Annotated in this window: 16 protein-coding genes; 10 read left to right on the forward strand and 6 right to left on the reverse strand. The window is 63.9% G+C overall.

Annotated features, from left to right (window positions below; all coding sequences use genetic code 11):
• Window positions 1-2 precede the first annotated feature (2 nt).
• Complete coding sequence (locus JQK88_RS24740; protein ID WP_192259118.1) at window positions 3-368, reverse strand: RidA family protein; 366 nt, start codon at window positions 366-368, stop codon at window positions 3-5.
• A gap of 185 nt (window positions 369-553) precedes the next feature.
• On the opposite strand from JQK88_RS24740, the gene JQK88_RS24745 reads away from it, so the two are divergent.
• Window positions 554-1,039 (forward strand): hypothetical protein, encoded by a 486-nt coding sequence (locus tag JQK88_RS24745; RefSeq protein WP_203279716.1) that lies wholly within the window; start codon window positions 554-556, stop codon window positions 1,037-1,039.
• A 43-nt stretch (window positions 1,040-1,082) separates the two neighbouring features.
• On the opposite strand, the gene JQK88_RS24750 is transcribed toward JQK88_RS24745, so the two are convergent.
• A complete protein-coding gene (locus JQK88_RS24750; protein WP_203279717.1) occupies window positions 1,083-1,337 on the reverse strand; it encodes a DUF982 domain-containing protein in 255 nt (84 codons plus the stop codon).
• Between the two features lie 152 nt (window positions 1,338-1,489).
• Complete coding sequence (locus tag JQK88_RS24755) at window positions 1,490-1,720, reverse strand: hypothetical protein (protein WP_192259115.1); 231 nt, start codon at window positions 1,718-1,720, stop codon at window positions 1,490-1,492.
• 152 nt (window positions 1,721-1,872) lie between these two features.
• Between JQK88_RS24755 and JQK88_RS24760 the strand changes: the two genes are divergently transcribed.
• From JQK88_RS24760 to JQK88_RS24770, 3 genes are all read left to right on the forward strand, one after another.
• Window positions 1,873-2,514 (forward strand): glutathione S-transferase family protein, encoded by a 642-nt coding sequence (locus JQK88_RS24760; protein ID WP_192259251.1) that lies wholly within the window; start codon window positions 1,873-1,875, stop codon window positions 2,512-2,514.
• Between the two features lie 136 nt (window positions 2,515-2,650).
• A complete protein-coding gene (locus JQK88_RS24765) occupies window positions 2,651-4,153 on the forward strand; it encodes a helicase HerA domain-containing protein (protein WP_192259114.1) in 1,503 nt (500 codons plus the stop codon).
• A 136-nt stretch (window positions 4,154-4,289) separates the two neighbouring features.
• Window positions 4,290-5,255 (forward strand): hypothetical protein, encoded by a 966-nt coding sequence (locus JQK88_RS24770; RefSeq protein ID WP_192259113.1) that lies wholly within the window; start codon window positions 4,290-4,292, stop codon window positions 5,253-5,255.
• A gap of 77 nt (window positions 5,256-5,332) precedes the next feature.
• Here JQK88_RS24770 and JQK88_RS24775 read toward each other — a convergent pair whose 3' ends face one another.
• Window positions 5,333-5,776 carry an SRPBCC family protein gene (locus tag JQK88_RS24775; RefSeq protein ID WP_192259112.1) on the reverse strand — a complete coding sequence of 148 codons (444 nt, stop codon included), beginning with the start codon at window positions 5,774-5,776 and terminating at the stop codon, window positions 5,333-5,335.
• 420 nt (window positions 5,777-6,196) lie between these two features.
• On the opposite strand from JQK88_RS24775, the gene eglC reads away from it, so the two are divergent.
• From eglC to JQK88_RS24790, 3 genes are read left to right on the forward strand one after another with little or no spacing between them, the layout of a single operon-like run.
• Window positions 6,197-7,621 carry an endo-1,3-1,4-beta-glycanase EglC gene (eglC, locus tag JQK88_RS24780; RefSeq protein ID WP_192259111.1) on the forward strand — a complete coding sequence of 475 codons (1,425 nt, stop codon included), beginning with the start codon at window positions 6,197-6,199 and terminating at the stop codon, window positions 7,619-7,621.
• Window positions 7,622-9,394, forward strand: a complete 1,773-nt coding sequence (locus tag JQK88_RS24785) for a type I secretion system permease/ATPase (RefSeq protein ID WP_203279718.1) — start codon at window positions 7,622-7,624, stop codon at window positions 9,392-9,394.
• 3 nt (window positions 9,395-9,397) lie between these two features.
• Window positions 9,398-10,717, forward strand: a complete 1,320-nt coding sequence (locus tag JQK88_RS24790; protein WP_192259110.1) for an HlyD family type I secretion periplasmic adaptor subunit — start codon at window positions 9,398-9,400, stop codon at window positions 10,715-10,717.
• On the opposite strand, the gene JQK88_RS24795 is transcribed toward JQK88_RS24790, so the two are convergent.
• Window positions 10,704-11,693: a GlxA family transcriptional regulator gene (locus JQK88_RS24795; RefSeq protein ID WP_192259109.1), complete on the reverse strand. Its 990-nt coding sequence runs from the start codon at window positions 11,691-11,693 to the stop codon at window positions 10,704-10,706. The two genes, JQK88_RS24790 and JQK88_RS24795, sit on opposite strands and share 14 nt — an antisense overlap.
• A 234-nt stretch (window positions 11,694-11,927) precedes the next feature.
• On the opposite strand from JQK88_RS24795, the gene JQK88_RS24800 reads away from it, so the two are divergent.
• Complete coding sequence (locus JQK88_RS24800) at window positions 11,928-13,076, forward strand: amidohydrolase (protein WP_192259108.1); 1,149 nt, start codon at window positions 11,928-11,930, stop codon at window positions 13,074-13,076.
• Between the two features lie 89 nt (window positions 13,077-13,165).
• Window positions 13,166-13,525, forward strand: a complete 360-nt coding sequence (locus tag JQK88_RS24805) for a protein kinase family protein (RefSeq protein WP_192259107.1) — start codon at window positions 13,166-13,168, stop codon at window positions 13,523-13,525.
• 244 nt (window positions 13,526-13,769) lie between these two features.
• Here JQK88_RS24805 and JQK88_RS24810 read toward each other — a convergent pair whose 3' ends face one another.
• The gene (locus tag JQK88_RS24810; RefSeq protein WP_192259106.1) at window positions 13,770-14,495 is read right to left on the reverse strand and encodes an SDR family oxidoreductase; all 726 of its coding nucleotides are present in this window, start codon (window positions 14,493-14,495) and stop codon (window positions 13,770-13,772) included.
• Window positions 14,496-14,622: 127 nt separating this feature from the next.
• Between JQK88_RS24810 and JQK88_RS24815 the strand changes: the two genes are divergently transcribed.
• Window positions 14,623-15,504 (forward strand): transcriptional regulator GcvA, encoded by an 882-nt coding sequence (locus JQK88_RS24815; protein ID WP_192259105.1) that lies wholly within the window; start codon window positions 14,623-14,625, stop codon window positions 15,502-15,504.
• Window positions 15,505-15,700: the final 196 nt, after the last annotated feature.

The raw sequence follows: 15,700 nt of genomic DNA on the forward strand, positions 1-15,700 counted from the left end.
GATCAAACCGGCCGGTAGGCGACGGCTTCGACCTCGATCTTGATGTCGATCATCAGCCGCGATTCGACCGTGGTGCGGGCCGGCGGGTTGCTGGGAAAATGTTTGGCGTAGACGGTGTTGAAGGCGCCGAAATCGCGCGCGTCCTCGAGCCAGACCGTGGTCTTGACGACATCGTCCATGGTGCAGCCGGCCAGGGCAAGTGCTGCCTTGACATTCTGCAGCACCTGCTCGGTCTGCTCGGTAATGCCGCCCTTGACCACGATGCGGTCAGCGTCGACCGGCACCTGACCAGAGATATAGACGAAATCGCCAGCGCGCACCGCTGGCGACAGCGGCACATGCGATGTTCCAAAACACTGCTTGGACAAGGGAAAACTCCTGTTCTGACCTGGCGGATCACGCCTGCGGTTGCGTTTCAGCCGACCGCTCTACGCCTCTCCCCACGATCCTCATAGGGGGCTTTTGGGAAAGCAAGATTTTTCCAGATGCGTGTTGCTTTATCGGGGGACGGCCAGCATCTTGCGCATCGCATTTTCCCGGCAGGAGATTTTAGATGACCTTCGACAAGAACCCGTTTCCGGAAGGCGATGCCGATCGTCATGCGCTGTGGGAAATGCTGGTGCGGCGCGACATCGACGCCTTCATCGGCCAGGACTGGTCGATGGTCGAGGATGATTTCATCGCCGACAGTTTCTTCGGCATGCACGCCCATTTCCTCAATGATGCCGACGCCTGGCGGCTGCAATTCCCGAGCCTTGCCGTCTATCGCGACGAGTGGTTGCGCCAGGCCAAGGAGACAGCGGCGACCAAGTTCGCCGAGCCGCTGCGCGAAGCCCTGTTTCGCATCACCAATATGCGCGACATCGATGTCGATGGTGACCGCGCCGTGCTGCACAAGAAGTTCAACGGTTCGGTGACCAAGGCCGACGGCAGCGTCGATCGGCTGAAGTGGCAGACGCTGTATTTCTGCCGGAAGGTGGCGGGGCGCTGGAAGATTGCCGGCTTCGTCGGCTACATGCCGCATCCCCTCGGAAGCTGAGGCGCGCTGCAGTATTGCAGGGTTTTCCGGACTATTCCCGGAGCTAATGCCGGCCTTCGCGGACGAACACGTTCGCTTCCCGGGCTGCGGCGGTGAAGGCGCGGCGCGCCGTGCCAACCGCCCGGCGCTGCTCCATCGCATCCATCATCGCTTTCAACGCGGAGCGGCATTTTGGCCCACGCTCTTCGTCCGGCCATCCGTCGGCCAACAGGGAGGCTGCCTGGACCGTTCCGGTAACGGTCAGGCCGCTGCCTTCGCTTTCGATGGTCACGGGAACGTCGAATTGTTCATCGCGCATTGACGCTACTCCTGGAACTCAACTCTTTGTTTTGACGCAATTCCCAAGGGAAAGCGCTACGCGCTTTTCCCGGCAAAACCGCTCACACTTTTCCTGGAATTGCTCGAACTTGAAGACGTCAGAAACGGCGCAATGCACGTTTCGTTCCAGCGTCACTGCTTGCGGTGGTCGAACACGACCGCCATGGTCTTACCAATTGCCGCCATCACGATCAGTTCGACCAGATCGTCGTCGCTGTCGACACAGGCCGGATTCATGCGGCGGATGGCGTCGAGCGCCGCCCTGGTCGAGACGGTATCGCCGGCGCGGAATTTGGAAAGCGCAGAGGAAACAAGATTTTGAGCTGTCAGATCGATGACAGGTACGCTTGCTGCAACGTTCATTGGCTTCCTCCTGCCAAGAACCCTCTCCCGCAGGAATGATACGCCGAACGGTGATTTCCGCCAGCGGAATCGTGGTCCGACCAGATTGCCGAGCGGGCACGTTTGCGTGTTTGATAAGGTCGAGCCACCAGCGTCTAGGAACCAGCCCGAACATGAAACTGTACTTCAGCCGCAATCCCAATCCGCGCCTCGCGGTTGCAACGGCGCGTCATCTCAGAGTCAAGGTCGAGTTTGAGTTCGCGGCACCCATGGCGCCGGGGCAGGCGGAGCGGTTCCGACCGCTCAATCCTAATCTAACCCTGCCGACATTGGCATGGCCGGGCGGTAGCCTCTGGGAAGCCGACGCCATAGCCTGCCTGCTGTCGCGCGAGGCGGGTTCGGATTTCTGGCGCAATGGCGACGACCAACCCGACATGATCCGCTGGCTGAGCTGGGGCAAGGAGAATTTCGTCCGGGCCTGCGACACCGTGCATTTCGAGCGCGGCACCAAGCAGCGCTACGGGATTGGCCCGATCGACCAGGGCAAGGTCGAGGAGGGAACGGACGGGTTCCGCAGGGCGGCAGGGATTCTCGAGGCCGAGCTGTCCCAACGGCAGTGGCTGGTCGGCAGCTCACTTTCCTACGCCGATTTTCGCATGGCGACGTTCTTGCCTTTCAACGATGTCGCGGGCCTGCCGTTGGATGATTATCCATCGGTCCTCAGTTGGTATCGCCGGCTCGAGGCCATCGACGCCTGGCGCGATCCCTTTGACGGGCTGGATGCGCCGCTTTTGCCGCCGGTGAAGCCGGTCTAGCCAGCTTTTCAACCGACCAGGCCGGCCAAGTGTGGCGCTTTGGCAGCATAGGTGTGGAACACAGGGCCTGTTGCCTCGGCGCGCTCGACGGCTTGCGGTCAGGTTGATAAGCCCTCTCCTCAAGGAGAGTCGTGACATGACCGTAGCCATCGAGATGGGACAGACGACGGCGGGTGCGCCGGCGGCGCTCGACCTTGAGGAGCTGCTGGCGACGCGCCTTCTAGTGCAGGGCAATTCTGGCTCCGGCAAATCGCATCTTTTGCGCCGGCTCTTGGAGCAGAGCGCGCCCTGGGTACAGCAGACCATCATTGATCCCGAAGGCGATTTCGTCTCGCTGGGCGACCATTACGGCCATCTGGTGATCGATGCCGAGGAGCATACAGAGCGGGGGCTGCAGGCGGCCGGCGAGCGGGCGCGCATCCACCGCGTCTCCACCGTGCTCAATCTCGAAGGGCTCGACGCCGAGAACCAGATGCGTCGCGCCGCCGCCTTTCTCGGCGGCCTCTTCGAAGTTGCGCGCGAGCACTGGTACCCGATGCTGGTGGTGGTCGATGAGGCGCAATTGTTTGCGCCCGCGGTGGCCGGCGAGGTGTCCGACGAAGCGCGCAAACTCTCGCTCGGCGCCATGACCAATCTGATGTGCCGGGGCCGCAAGCGCGGCCTTGCCGGCATCATCGCCACCCAGCGGCTGGCCAAGCTTGCCAAGAATGTCGCGGCGGAAGCCTCAAATTTCCTCATGGGCCGCACCTTTCTCGACATCGACATGGCGCGCGCCGCCGATCTTCTGGGCATGGAGCGGCGGCAAGCCGAGGCGTTCCGTGACCTGGAGAGGGGACACTTCATGGCGCTCGGGCCGGCCCTGTCGCGCCGTCCGCTCGGCGTGCGCATCGGCCAGACCGAGACGAGCCCGCGCAACGGAACGCCACGGCTGATGGCGATGCCGGAGGCAGCGCTTGAGGACGCCCGTGCGATCATCCTGGCGGCGCCGCCACCCGAGACGATGCGCGCACCGCGCCGGGTGGCATCGCCGGACCTGCTCGACCAGCTGATGGCGGCCAAGTCTGCAGCGCTGGAAATCCGCCCCGAACCGGCGGAACCGGCGGTGAGCGCCGAGGATCTGGCCGAGCGGCGAGAGCGGGTGGACCGTGTCCTGCGCGCCATCCTGGCGCAGCCCGACGCGGGTTTTCGCGTCATCGGCGTGCTGTACCAAGAATTTGTGGTCCGCTGCCGCATCGAGGGCCTCGCTTCGGTGGTGCCGGACCTCTCCGAATTCCGCCGCATGCTGACACGCGCCCGCGCCGGGCTCGGCGCTGATATGGCAGGCGATGACGCCTGGCAGGATGTTTCCGTCCGCGCCTCGCTGCTGCCCGAGGACATGCAAGGCGTGTTCATGATGATTGCGCGCGCCGCCAAGGAGGGCTGGCCGTGCCCGAGCGACGCGGCGATCGCGCGCGCCTACGGTTCGCATTCGCTGCGCCGCGCCAGGCGCCTGCTCACCTATATCGAGGAGCAGGGTCTCATCGTCTGCCAGCTCGACGGCACCGGCCGGCGCACGGTGACGCTGGTCGAACTCGCCTGGGCAACGGCGCCGGGCGATCCTAATGCCGCGGAGGCGGAGCAGGGCAGTTTGGCGCTGTGATTGCGGGCGCTTTGGGCAGCCTGGCCTCATCGCTTATGTAGGCGGTTCTGAACAAGATGTGTTTCGCTGATCGGTGCGCGGCGAATTATGATGGTTTCTGAGAATCGCAGAACGGTTGGGGCGGGAGGGTTGTCCGGTGCGGTTGAAATCTCTGGCTGTCTTTGTCCTCGGCATCCTTGCGGTCGCCGTCATTGCGATCACGGTGTCGGCCCGGACGTTTGCCGCGCCCTCCGGTATACCGGATTGGTTGCAGGCCCATGTCGGCGATGGCGACGGCGAAATCTCTCAAGTGGTGCTGGAACGGGCGCGGGCGCTTTATCAGAAGAAGGTGTCGCAGGGCGCGGTCCACAATGGCTGCTATTTCGCCATGGACGCCACGCGTCCCGGCGATCTCGGCGGCGGCGTGCTGGGGCGACGCTACTACGTCATCTGCGAAGCCAAGCAGACGTTTCGGGCGATTTCGTCGGGGCATGGCGGCGGCCGCAATCTGAAGGGCGTCGTCGATTTTTCCAACGGGAAGCGCTGCGCGAAAAACTTCGGCAATGCCCTGGACTCGTCCTTGACGATGGGCGGCGCCTATATGACCAGCGAGGCAAAGACGTCATTCAAGGGTTTCTATCGCGTCGGCGCGAAGCAGGATCAGATTCTGCAACGCACCTTTATCCAGTTCGACGGCGAGGGTGAGACGGCGAATGCCAGGCAGCGTGTGATCGGCGGCCACGCGGCGCGGCTGTTGCGCGGCATGTGCCTGCGCAAGAAGCCGAACAGCTCTTACGCCGACCATGACGGCTTTGTGCCCTACGGCAAGCTGGTGGATTACGCCGGCGGCCGCAGCAATGGCTGCACCAGCTGGTCGCCGGCCGATGCGGAGCAGATCATTTCGATGGTGAAGGGCAATCCGACGACGCTCTACATCTATCCCGAATCGCGCGACATAGCCGCCGTTGGCAAAGCCGGCACCTACTGGAACGCGTCCTGTCTGAAGGAGATCGGCAAGCCGAAATTCTGGCCGCGCCAGCGCCTCGAGCCGATCATCGCGCAATACAGCAAGGACAACCCACCACCGCCGGCGCAGCCGCTGCCGATCTGCAGCGGGCCGTGAGGCGGTGAGCACTCGGCTTGGCATTGTCGCGACGCGGGCTGGGCCGCGCCGCCGCCGATTGCGATGGGGTGGGTGCTCTACTGATTGATCTCGGGTTCGACGAGCTTTGCCAGGTTGCGCAGCGACTCCTGCCAGCCGAGATAGCACGCCTCGGCCGGAATGGCGTCCGGAATGCCCGCCTGCGTGATATCGAGTTCCGTACCGACCGACACTTTCTTCAAGGTCACGGTCACCACGATCTCGCCGGGCAGGTTGGGATCGTCGAACCTGTCGGTGTAGCGCAGGCGTTCGCCGGGAACGAGCTCAAGGTACTCGCCGCCGAAGGCGTGGCTGCCGCCCGTGGTGAAGTTGCGAAACGACATTTTGAAGGTGCCGCCGATTTTCGCCTCTAAGCTGTGCACCGTGCAGGTGAAGCCGTTCGGCGGAAGCCATTTCGCCAGTGCATCGGCTTCAGTAAAGGCACGGTAGACCTTCTCCGGGCTGGTCGTCAGAACGCGGTGCAAACGTACGGTGCTTGGCATGTCTTCGGTATCCTTTGTGGTTTCGTTGATCGATGCCTCAAGGACGGGTGGACTTCACCCGGTCCGACACAGCCTGTCAAATTTTTTGGGCCCTTTGCCTGCTTCCTTCCGTCCTGCGATTTCGAGCCGCCGCTTCGGGCGTGCGGCCGCGGCGCGACGAATTGCATGCATCATCGACAATCTGCCTAATCTTTTTGCACAAATTTTTACAATATTTATTAAAATTTACCAAGTCTCACCCTTAAATTGTATTAGGATTTGCTTATTATACTCAACTTGATATATTAATTAACGAGTGACGATCTTCTTCGTGTACTATAGGATGATTCCCTGGAGCCAGGGATTAACCTAAACCTTGATCCGAAGTGATCGCTCGAAGGTTGTCGAGCGACCAAGGCAGCACGCGCAAGGAGTGTCCGAATGAGCACCGTCCTCAACGCCAAAGGCATTCCGCTTCCCTACACCGGGGCTTCCACCCACTGGTTTTCGGCGACCGGGGCCGGGCCGCAGCTCTACGGCACCTCGGGCAACGATTCCTTCTGGGGCGACACCAGCGTCAAGGTCACCATGTATGGCGGCGCGGGCGACGATTATTACCACCTCTATTCGACGATCAACAAAGCGGTCGAGCTGCCCGGCGAGGGTATCGACACGATCGACACCTGGATGAGCTACAAGCTCCCCGACAATTTCGAGAACCTCGTCGTCACCGGCGCCAATCACTACGCGTTCGGAAATTCGCTCGACAACATCATCAAGGGCGGCACCAGCAGCCAGACGTTCGACGGCGGCCTGGGTAACGACGTGCTGATCGGCGGTGGCGGCGCTGACACTTTCATCATCACCAAGGGCCACGGCAGCGACCTGATCACCGATTTCGGCGCGGACGACACCATTCGCCTCAATGGCTACGACTTCATGTCGTTCGACGCCGTCAAGGCGCATATGACGCAGGCGGGAGCGAACGTTGCGCTGACCCTCGGATCCGACGAGGTGCTGGTGTTCAACAACACCACCATCGACAAGCTGCAGCCCGGCCAGTTCGAGCTGCCGGTCGACAAGTCCGGCATGACGCTGTCGTTCTCCGACGACTTCAACACGCTGAGCCTTAACAATAGCCAAGGCGGCACGTGGGACACCAACTTCTGGTGGGGCGCGCCGAACGGCAGCACGTTGACCCAGAACAACGAGCTGCAGTGGTATATCGACGCCAATTACGCGCCAACGAGCTCGGTTCATCCGTTCAGTGTGGCAAGCGGCGTTCTCACCATCACCGCGGCGCAGACGCCGGCGGACATCAAGCCGCTGATCAACAACTACGAATACACCTCCGGGCTCCTGACCACACACGACTCCTTCTCGCAGACCTATGGCTATTTCGAAATGCGGGCCGACCTGCCCGAAAACACCGGGGCCTGGCCGGCTTTCTGGCTGTTGCCGGAAGACGGCTCATGGCCGCCGGAGCTGGACGTCGTGGAAATGTACGGCCAGAACCCGAACCAGCTTCTGATGACCGCGCACACGAATGAGACGGGGCAGCACACCACGGTCGGGGCGACGGTGAATGTCTCGGACACCGCCGGCTTCCACACCTATGGCCTTTTGTGGGCGCCGGACAAGCTGGTCTGGACCTATGATGGCGTCCAGGTCGCGGAAGCGGCGACGCCGTCCGATATGAACAAGCCCATGTATATGCTGGTCGACCTTGCGATCGGCGGTCAAGCCGGCGCGCCGCCCGACCATCTGGCCACGCCCGCGCAGATGAAGATCGACTATATCCACGCCTATACGCTGAACGATTTGCAGCAGAGCCATCTGAGCGCAACAGGCGAGCACGCGGTCTAGATGTCGCGGGACCGCGCGCCGCTCAGGGATGCGGCCATCCGGCACGGCCTGCGCCCGGTCTTCCTGCGCGCCATCGCCGATATTGGCGTCTTCTCGTTGCTGATCAACATCCTGCTTCTGGTAATTCCGCTCTATCTGCTGCAGGTCTATGACCGGGTGCTGCCATCCTCCAGCGTCGAGACGCTGATTTATCTCTCGGCCATGGCGGTCGTCGCACTCGCCTTCCTCGGCCTGCTGGATGCGGTCCGCGCCATTTACGCGCAGCGTATTGCGGCTGCCGTCGACCAGAAACTGGGCGCGCGGACATTCGCCGCCTCGCTTGGCGCCAGATATGCCGGCAGTGCGCTGTCGCCGCTGAACGACCTTGCCACGGCCTGCGCCTTCATCAGGTCGCGCGGCGTGGCGGTGCTGTTCGACCTGCCGTTTGCTCCCGTCTTCCTCGCCTTGCTCTATTTCATCCATCCCGTCCTGTTCTGGCTGACGCTCGCCGGCGCCGTGCTTCTGTTTCTTCTCGTCGTGGCCAACCAGTCTGCCATCGGCAGGAACGATGCCATGTCGGCGGAACGCTCTGCCGTGGCCAGCCAGGCGGAGCAGGCCTTTGCCCGCAACACGGACACATTGCGCGCCATGGGCATGGTGCAAAATGCGGCTGCGGTCTGGGGACAGCACGTGGCCGAAGCGCTGACCCTGCACGACCGTTCCGGAAGCGCCAACGCGATCTTCAGCGCGACATCGCGGTCGCTGCGCATGATGCTGCAGCTGGCGATCCTCGGCGCCGGCGCGTGGCTGGTGCTGCAAGGGCAGATGACCGCCGGCATGATCTTCGCGTCCTCGCTGGTGTCGTCGCGCGCGCTGCAGCCGCTCGACCAATTGATCGGATCCTGGCGGCAGATCGTCGACGCCAGGCGATGCTGGAAGCGGCTGGACGCCGCGCTTGCGGCGCGACCGGCGCAAGCGCGCAAGCTTGCTCTGCCCGATCCGTCCGGTGCGATTTCGGTACAGGATCTTTTCTTCATCGCGCCGAATGCGGCTTTTGGCACGGAGCCCATCCTCAAGCGGCTGAATTTTGCCATCGGCGCCGGCGAAGCGGTGGCGATCGTCGGCCCGAGCGGCGCCGGCAAATCGACGCTGGCGAAACTGCTTGTCGGGGCACTGCAGCCGACCGGCGGTGCGGTCAGGATCGACGGCGCCGACCTGAGGAGCTGGGACGAAACCCAGCTTGGAAGGCATATCGGCTATCTCCCGCAGGAGGTGGAGCTTTTCCCCGGATCGATCGCGCAAAACGTCGCCCGCTTCGACTCCGCTGCCGATGACGCAGCGATCGTCGAAGCGGCCAGGCATGCCGAGGCACATGGACTGGTGCTTACGCTGCGCGATGGCTATCAGACCATGATCGGCCCGTCGCATACCGTGCTGTCGGGCGGCGAGCGCCAGCGGATCGGGCTGGCGCGCGCCTTCTACGGCAATCCACGCATGCTGATATTGGACGAGCCCAACGCCCATCTCGACGGCGCTGGCGAAACGGCGCTCGAGGTGATGCTGTCGGCCGCGCGCGGCGCCGGCGTCACGGTGCTGGTGATCACGCATCGCCCGTCGATCGCGGCGGCCTGCGACCGCGTGATGGTGCTGCGCAACGGCGCGATCGAAGCCTTCGGCCCCGCGAGCGAGGTGCTGCGGCAATCGGCGACCGGCAAGGGTGTCGCCGGGAACGCGGTGGTGACGGGCTCGTTCGTGCCGACCGCGCGCCCGCACAGCGTCCGCTTCGGATCATAGACAATGATGCAGCAGAGCCTTGCCTTCGAAAGCCGACCGCGCACCGACTTCCGGCGCACGGCCGTTGTTGGCTACGCGGCCATAGCGCTTTTCGCCGGCTGCTTCGGCTATTGGGCGGCGAGCGCTCCGCTCTCCGGCGCGGTGATCACGTCCGGCACGATCTCGGCGACCGGCGGCAACATCCTCATCCAGCACCCCGAAGGCGGCATCATCGAGCAGTTGCTGGTGCATGAGGGCGACCGCGTGCAACAAAGCGAGCCGCTGGTCCTCCTCGACCGCACGGCGGCCGAGGCCGACCTCAACCGGCTGACCAGACAGTCGATCGCGCTGAGGGCAAGTGCCGCGCGGCTGGAAGCGGAGCGCGACGGATCGGACAGGCTGGCGCCAATCACCGATGCGGCCCCCGCGCCGTTCCAGAGCGATTTCGACAATTTGGTGCGCGAACAACAAAAGGAGTTCGACGCAAGGCTCGCCCGGTTCCGGTCCGAGCAGTCGATCCTGGCGCAGCGCGTAGCCATGCATCACGAGTCGGCACTGGGCCTGGACGCGCAGAAACTGGCCATCCAGCAACAGGCCGACATCGTGAAGAAGGAGCTCGGCATCAAGGCCAGCCTGCTCGACAAGGGCCTCACCAACCGCAGCGAATATTCGCAGCTTCTGCGCAGCGAGGCCGATCTGGTCGGCCAGGCCGGTGCGCTGGAGGCGGACCTTGCGGCGACCAAGACACAGATCGTCGAAGCCCAGGCGCAGGTCGAGCGCGCGACCACGCAACGTGTCGAGGAGGCGCTGACCAAGCTCGACGAGGTCCGCACCAAGCTGGCCGACATCAGCGAACAGATCACGGCGGCCGAGGCGGTGCTGGGGCGCACGACGATCAAGGCGCCGGCAGCCGGTATCGTGGTGTCGTCGACCTATAATTCCAAGGGCAGCGTGATTGCGCCGGGGCAGAAGATCATGGAGATCCTGCCCACCGCGTCAGGCCTCATCGTCGACGCGAAGCTGCGGCCGAAGGACGTGGATCTGGTTCGCGTCGGCCAGCCGGCGAAACTCAGACTGTCGGCCCTCAACGCGCGCCTCACGCCCGAGGTCCCGGCGACGGTGACCCAAATCTCCGCCGACCGGCTGATCGATGAAACCACGCACGAGGCCTATTTCCGCGCCAGGCTGAAGATCACCGACACGCTGCCGCAGGGGGTGAAGGCCGGGCAGCTTTACCCGGGAACGCCGGTCGAGGCGTTTATCAGCACCGGCGACCGGACCTTCTTCGAATATCTGGCGCGGCCGATGCTGGATTCGTTCGCGCGGGCGTTCACGGAGCGGTAGGCGAGGGCGCCCCGCCCGGCATTCGGCCCGGATGCCTGAGATGGGTCGGCGTGATGCCGGTCTGCTGGCGGAAGACGCGGCTGAAATGGCCGGCATTGGGAAAGCCGCAGCGGTAGGCGATGTCGCCGATTGCCAAGTCGCTCCCTTCCAGCAGCGACTTCGCTTGATGCACGCGCAGCGCAAGATAGGCCGCCATCGGGCCGATGCCGAGCTCGGCGCCGAACAGCCGCTCGAGCTGGCGCCGCGACAAATTCAGCCGGCTCGCGATCTCGGTGACCGACAGCGTCTCCTGGAGATTGCTTTCCATCAGCAGCAGGGCCCGCTTCACGGCGCGGCTCGACGCCGCGGGAAAGAGGTCGCCGACGGGCTGCACGTCGCGGCTCGAGCGGATGCGGTCGAGCACCAGGATCTTGGCGGCTTTTTCCGCCGCCTTGCGGCCGATGAACTGCGAGACGAAATGGCCGGCAAGGTCGGCCGCACCGGTGCCGCCGGCGCAGGTCGAACGGCCGCGGTCGACGGAAAACAGGCTGTCGGCATGGGCGTTCACGTCAGGGAACTGGTTGCGGAAATCCTTGATGTGGAACCAACTCACAGCGGCGCTGTAGCCGTCGAGCAGGCCGTAGCGCGCGAGCACGAAGCTGCCGGTGCAGAGTGCCGTCAGCGGCACGCCCTTTTCGGCGGCACGCAACAGGAAGGCCTCTTTTTCGGAGCTCAGGCTGCGGTTGGTGTCGAGCAGGCCGCCGACCACGACGACATTGTCGAACTCCTCCGGATTGCCCATCGCCTTGGTCGGCAGCAGTTCGACGCCGCAACTCGCCCGGATCGGCAGGCCGCGTTCGCCGACGATCTCCCAGTCGAACTCGATCCTGCGGCTGCGGTCGCCCTCATCGCCGGCGAGCCGCAGCGTGTCGATGAACAGCGACAGCGGCGATAGCGTGAAGTCGCGAACCAAGAGAAACGCAAACCGCCTGGCCATTGTTGTTCCGGAACCGCTCCTCGGCTGGATTTGGCTATTGTCGCTGATATCTACGGTTTGGCACAGGCGTGCGCGTCATACTCGTCAGGAGCGGCCGCAGGATGTCGGAGATGAGATTGATGACCACAGCGCAACGATGACATACGGATGGACTAGCGGAATTGATCGGCATGGCACGGCGCGAGAAAAACCCTATCGTGTTTGTGTGACCGGCAAGCCAAGCGGAGGCCAATCATGACCCTGACCAATCGCGATATCATCGAGCTGACGGCATGGCGGCGTAAGCTGCACCAGCAGCCGGAAATCTCGAACGAAGAGGAAAAGACGGCCAGGGAAGTCGTCGCCTTCCTCGCCGATACCGGTCCGGACAAGGTGCTGACCGGCCTCGGCGGCCATGGTGTCGCGGCGGTCTATGACAGCGGCCAGGCAGGGCCAACGGTGCTGTTCCGCTCCGAGCTCGATGCGCTGCCGATCGAGGAGCTTTCGGGCGTCGACCATGCCTCGCAGGTGCCGGGAAAGTCGCATATGTGCGGTCATGACGGCCACACCGCGATCCTCGCTGCACTCGGTCGCCAGCTCGGGCGCGAACGGCCGGCGCGGGGCCGTGTCGTCTTGATGTTCCAGCCGGCGGAGGAGACCGGCAATGGTGCTGCCGGCGTCGTCGCCGATCCGCGCTTTGCCGAGATCGCGCCGGATTTCGCCTTCTCGCTGCACAATCTGCCGGGCGTGCCGTTTGGCGAGGTGCGGCTGAAACCCGGCGTGGTCAACTGCGCCTCGCGCGGCATCCGCATCGTGCTGGAGGGCAAGACCGCGCATTCGTCCATGCCGGAAACCGGGGTGTCGCCGATGCTGGCGATCAGCCAACTGATGCCGGCGCTGCCGGCGCTCGGGCGCGGCACCTTTGCCGATGACGATTTCAGCATGGTGACCGTCACCCATGCGACGATGGGCGAGGCCGTGTTCGGCATCGCGCCCGGTCATGCCGAGGTGTGGGCGACGCTGCGCACAAGGCGCGACGAGCGCATGGCGGAGCTGGTCGCTGCCGCTGAAGTGCTTGCCGCCAGGATCGCGGTCGAGCACCGCCTGTCCGTCCGCTGCGACTACCACGAAATCTTCGTCGCCAGCGTCAATGCGCCGGATGCGGTGGAGCATCTCAACCGCGCGCTGGACGAGGAAGGTGTCGCGCGCAGCGAGGAGGCCCTGCCGATGCGCGCTTCGGAAGATTTCGGCATTTTCGGCCACAAGGCCAAGTCGGCGATGTTCTTCCTCGGCGCCGGCGAGCGCACCCCTTCGCTGCACAATCCGGACTATGATTTTCCCGACGACCTGATCCCGATCGGCTCGAAAATCTTCATGCGCACGGCGCGCAACCTTTTGGGCTGAGCGGCTGTGCGAAATCCGCACGCCGAAGCTGCCTTTTTGCGGCTCGAATCATCCTGTAGTCGCCGCCCTAAATTAGGAGGGGCTTGCGGATGAGGATTGCAGTGGTCGTCGCGTTGACCGCGACAGTGGCAGGATGCGTGAGTTCTCCGGTCCAGTACGGCGCCTCGCTGTCGCCGCAGGATCCGAAATGGGCGACGCCGGAATGCCAGCAGGCCCGCACGGATGCCATGAACTACGATGCACGCGAGAAGGGGCAGCCGGGATGGGGCTTCGGCGTGCTGCTTGGGCCCTACAGCATGGGCCTCGTCGCGGCAGCCAAGGAACACCAGCAGCAGCAGCGAAGGCTGCTTGCCCGCCAGGTGCATCTGCAGTGTTCGAGCCTGCCGCTGCCGAAGGATCTGGATTTCGATCCGCAAATCTACGCACCAAAGCCGGGGAAGTATCCGTGAGGCTGGCACTTTTTGGTCTGCCCGACAGCAATCGCATAAGTCAGCGCCGGCCCCCACTCCGTCTCGGCTTCGCCGAGCCACCTCTACCCCCATGTACAGGGGGAGAGGCAACCCAAGCCTTTCAAGGCCGCGACCTCGGCGATTGGCATTTCCTCTCCCCCACGAATGTGGGGGTAGAGGTGGCTCGGCGAAGCCGAGACGGAGTGGGGGAACGCCCTTTGCGATTGCCCTCGTCCTTGCTCCTTCAAACCAACCTTTGCCCGCCATCGATGTGGATCGTCTCGCCGGTCATGAAGTCGTTGCCCATGAGGTAGAGATAGGCCGGCGCGACGTCAGCCGCTGCCGCGACCTTGCCTGCCGGCACCCGCCCGGCCATGGCGGCGAAGTATCCGGCCTTGGCCTCGCCGACGAGTTCATCCCACATCGGCGTGTCGACCCAGCCGGGCGAGACGATGTTGACGCGGGTCGGCGCCAGTTCCTGCGCCAGCGCGCGGGCGAAATAGCTGAATGAGCCGGCGATCGCCGAGACCACCGAGCCGCCGGGCACCGGCGGCCGGTCCTTGTTGATGCCCGAGGTGAAAATCATCGAGCCGCCCTTCTTCAAGCCGCGCACCGCGTGCTTGGCCAGCATCACCGCGCCGATCAGCTTGTTGTCGACAAAGGAGCGCACGAAATCCATGTCGGCGTCGCCGATGGGATAGTTCGGCGGCGGCGTGCCGGCGGTGGAGACGAGGTGATCGAACGCGCCGACTTCGTCGAACAGGCGGGCGATCTCCGCTTCGCTGGTCATGTCGGCGGCGATGCTCGTTGCCCGGCCGCCAAGCGCCTTTTCAGCAGCTTTAAGCCTGCCAGCTGAGCGGCCGACGATCACCACCTCGGCGCCGTCTTCCAACGCGGCCTTCGCCACACCGAGACCTATGCCGGAACTGCCACCGACGATGACGATTTTTTGTCCGTTGAGCGATGCCATGTCTTCCTCCTGCGGTGAGGTTTGATCACAAATCTTGTGAGGATTTGTGACTGGGAAAAGCCAGATGGACAAACCAAAATTTGGCAAGTATTTGTTACCAACACTCACAAATGCCCGGCGCTCACACATGCCCCGCAAACTGCCTCCGCTCAACGCATTGCCGGCCTTCGAGGCCGCGGCCCGGTACCTGAATTTCTCCAGGGCGGCGGACGAGCTCAACCTCACCCATGGCGCCATCAGCCGGGCGGTAAAACATCTCGAGGAGCAGCTCGGTGTGCAGCTGTTCGAGCGCGCGACGCGCTCGGTGCGCCTCACCCCGGTCGGCGAACCCTATGCGCGGGCCGTGCGCGAGATGCTCGACCAGCTGACGGTGGCGACGCAGGCCGCGACATCGCGCCATTCCAACACGAGCCTGAACGTCAGCACTTCGGACGGTTTTGCCGGCAAATGGCTGGTGCCCCGGCTCTATCGTTTTCACCGCGCGCATGGCGACATCGATGTCAGGGTGTCGACATCAGGCAAGCTCACCAATTTCCTCGGCGACGGCATCGACATCGCCATCCGCTACGGCGGCGGCCACTATCCCGGGCTGACGTCGGAATTCCTCACCGGCGAGGAGGTGTTTCCGGTCTGCAGCCCGCGGCTGCTCGAAGGGCCGCATCCGCTGCGCACGCCTGCGGATCTCAAACACCACACGCTGATCCGCGACGGCTACCGCATCGACTGGGCGGCGTGGCTGGCCAGCGCCGGCGTCGAAGGCGTCGACCCCAACAGCGGGCTGACGTTCGATTCCGCCACCTTCGCGGTCGAGTCCGCCGTGCAGGGCGAAGGCGTGGTGCTGGGTCGCACCATGCTCGTCTCAGCCGACCTCGCGACGGGGCGGCTGGTGCGCCCCTTCGATCACGCGCTGAAGGCGGTTTCGAGTTTTTACGTGGTGTACCCGCCGGAGGCGATTAGGCAGAGGAAGGTGAAGGCTTTCAGGGATTGGCTGTTTGCGGAGGTGGGGTAGGGGGTGGAGTGGCGAGAGCGGGGGTGGGACGGCACCACAGCGAGAGCATGTCAGCTGCGACGTCAGCTTTGCGCCTCATGCACGAACCCGCTTCGCGGGAGGGGCGCCTCGTTCTGAGATGGCGCGACAGGTATTGGTCTTGAGCGGGTAGAAGCTGCGATCCGACCATGGAGTTCCTTCAACGAGAGGAACTTGC

The organism is Mesorhizobium caraganae, from assembly GCF_016836705.1.
Classification (GTDB): domain Bacteria; phylum Pseudomonadota; class Alphaproteobacteria; order Rhizobiales; family Rhizobiaceae; genus Mesorhizobium; species Mesorhizobium caraganae.

Coding starts and splice junctions, on each gene's coding strand:
- JQK88_RS24745 (WP_203279716.1), top strand. CDS start 554: ATGACCTTCGACAAGAACCCGTTTCCGGAAGGCGATGCCGATCGTCAT.
- JQK88_RS24750 (WP_203279717.1), bottom strand. CDS start 1,337: ATGCGCGATGAACAATTCGACGTTCCCGTGACCATCGAAAGCGAAGGC.
- JQK88_RS24755 (WP_192259115.1), bottom strand. CDS start 1,720: ATGAACGTTGCAGCAAGCGTACCTGTCATCGATCTGACAGCTCAAAAT.
- JQK88_RS24760 (WP_192259251.1), top strand. CDS start 1,873: ATGAAACTGTACTTCAGCCGCAATCCCAATCCGCGCCTCGCGGTTGCA.
- JQK88_RS24765 (WP_192259114.1), top strand. CDS start 2,651: ATGACCGTAGCCATCGAGATGGGACAGACGACGGCGGGTGCGCCGGCG.
- JQK88_RS24775 (WP_192259112.1), bottom strand. CDS start 5,776: ATGCCAAGCACCGTACGTTTGCACCGCGTTCTGACGACCAGCCCGGAG.
- eglC (WP_192259111.1), top strand. CDS start 6,197: ATGAGCACCGTCCTCAACGCCAAAGGCATTCCGCTTCCCTACACCGGG.
- JQK88_RS24785 (WP_203279718.1), top strand. CDS start 7,622: ATGTCGCGGGACCGCGCGCCGCTCAGGGATGCGGCCATCCGGCACGGC.
- JQK88_RS24790 (WP_192259110.1), top strand. CDS start 9,398: ATGATGCAGCAGAGCCTTGCCTTCGAAAGCCGACCGCGCACCGACTTC.
- JQK88_RS24795 (WP_192259109.1), bottom strand. CDS start 11,693: ATGGCCAGGCGGTTTGCGTTTCTCTTGGTTCGCGACTTCACGCTATCG.
- JQK88_RS24800 (WP_192259108.1), top strand. CDS start 11,928: ATGACCCTGACCAATCGCGATATCATCGAGCTGACGGCATGGCGGCGT.
- JQK88_RS24805 (WP_192259107.1), top strand. CDS start 13,166: ATGAGGATTGCAGTGGTCGTCGCGTTGACCGCGACAGTGGCAGGATGC.
- JQK88_RS24810 (WP_192259106.1), bottom strand. CDS start 14,495: ATGGCATCGCTCAACGGACAAAAAATCGTCATCGTCGGTGGCAGTTCC.
- JQK88_RS24815 (WP_192259105.1), top strand. CDS start 14,623: ATGCCCCGCAAACTGCCTCCGCTCAACGCATTGCCGGCCTTCGAGGCC.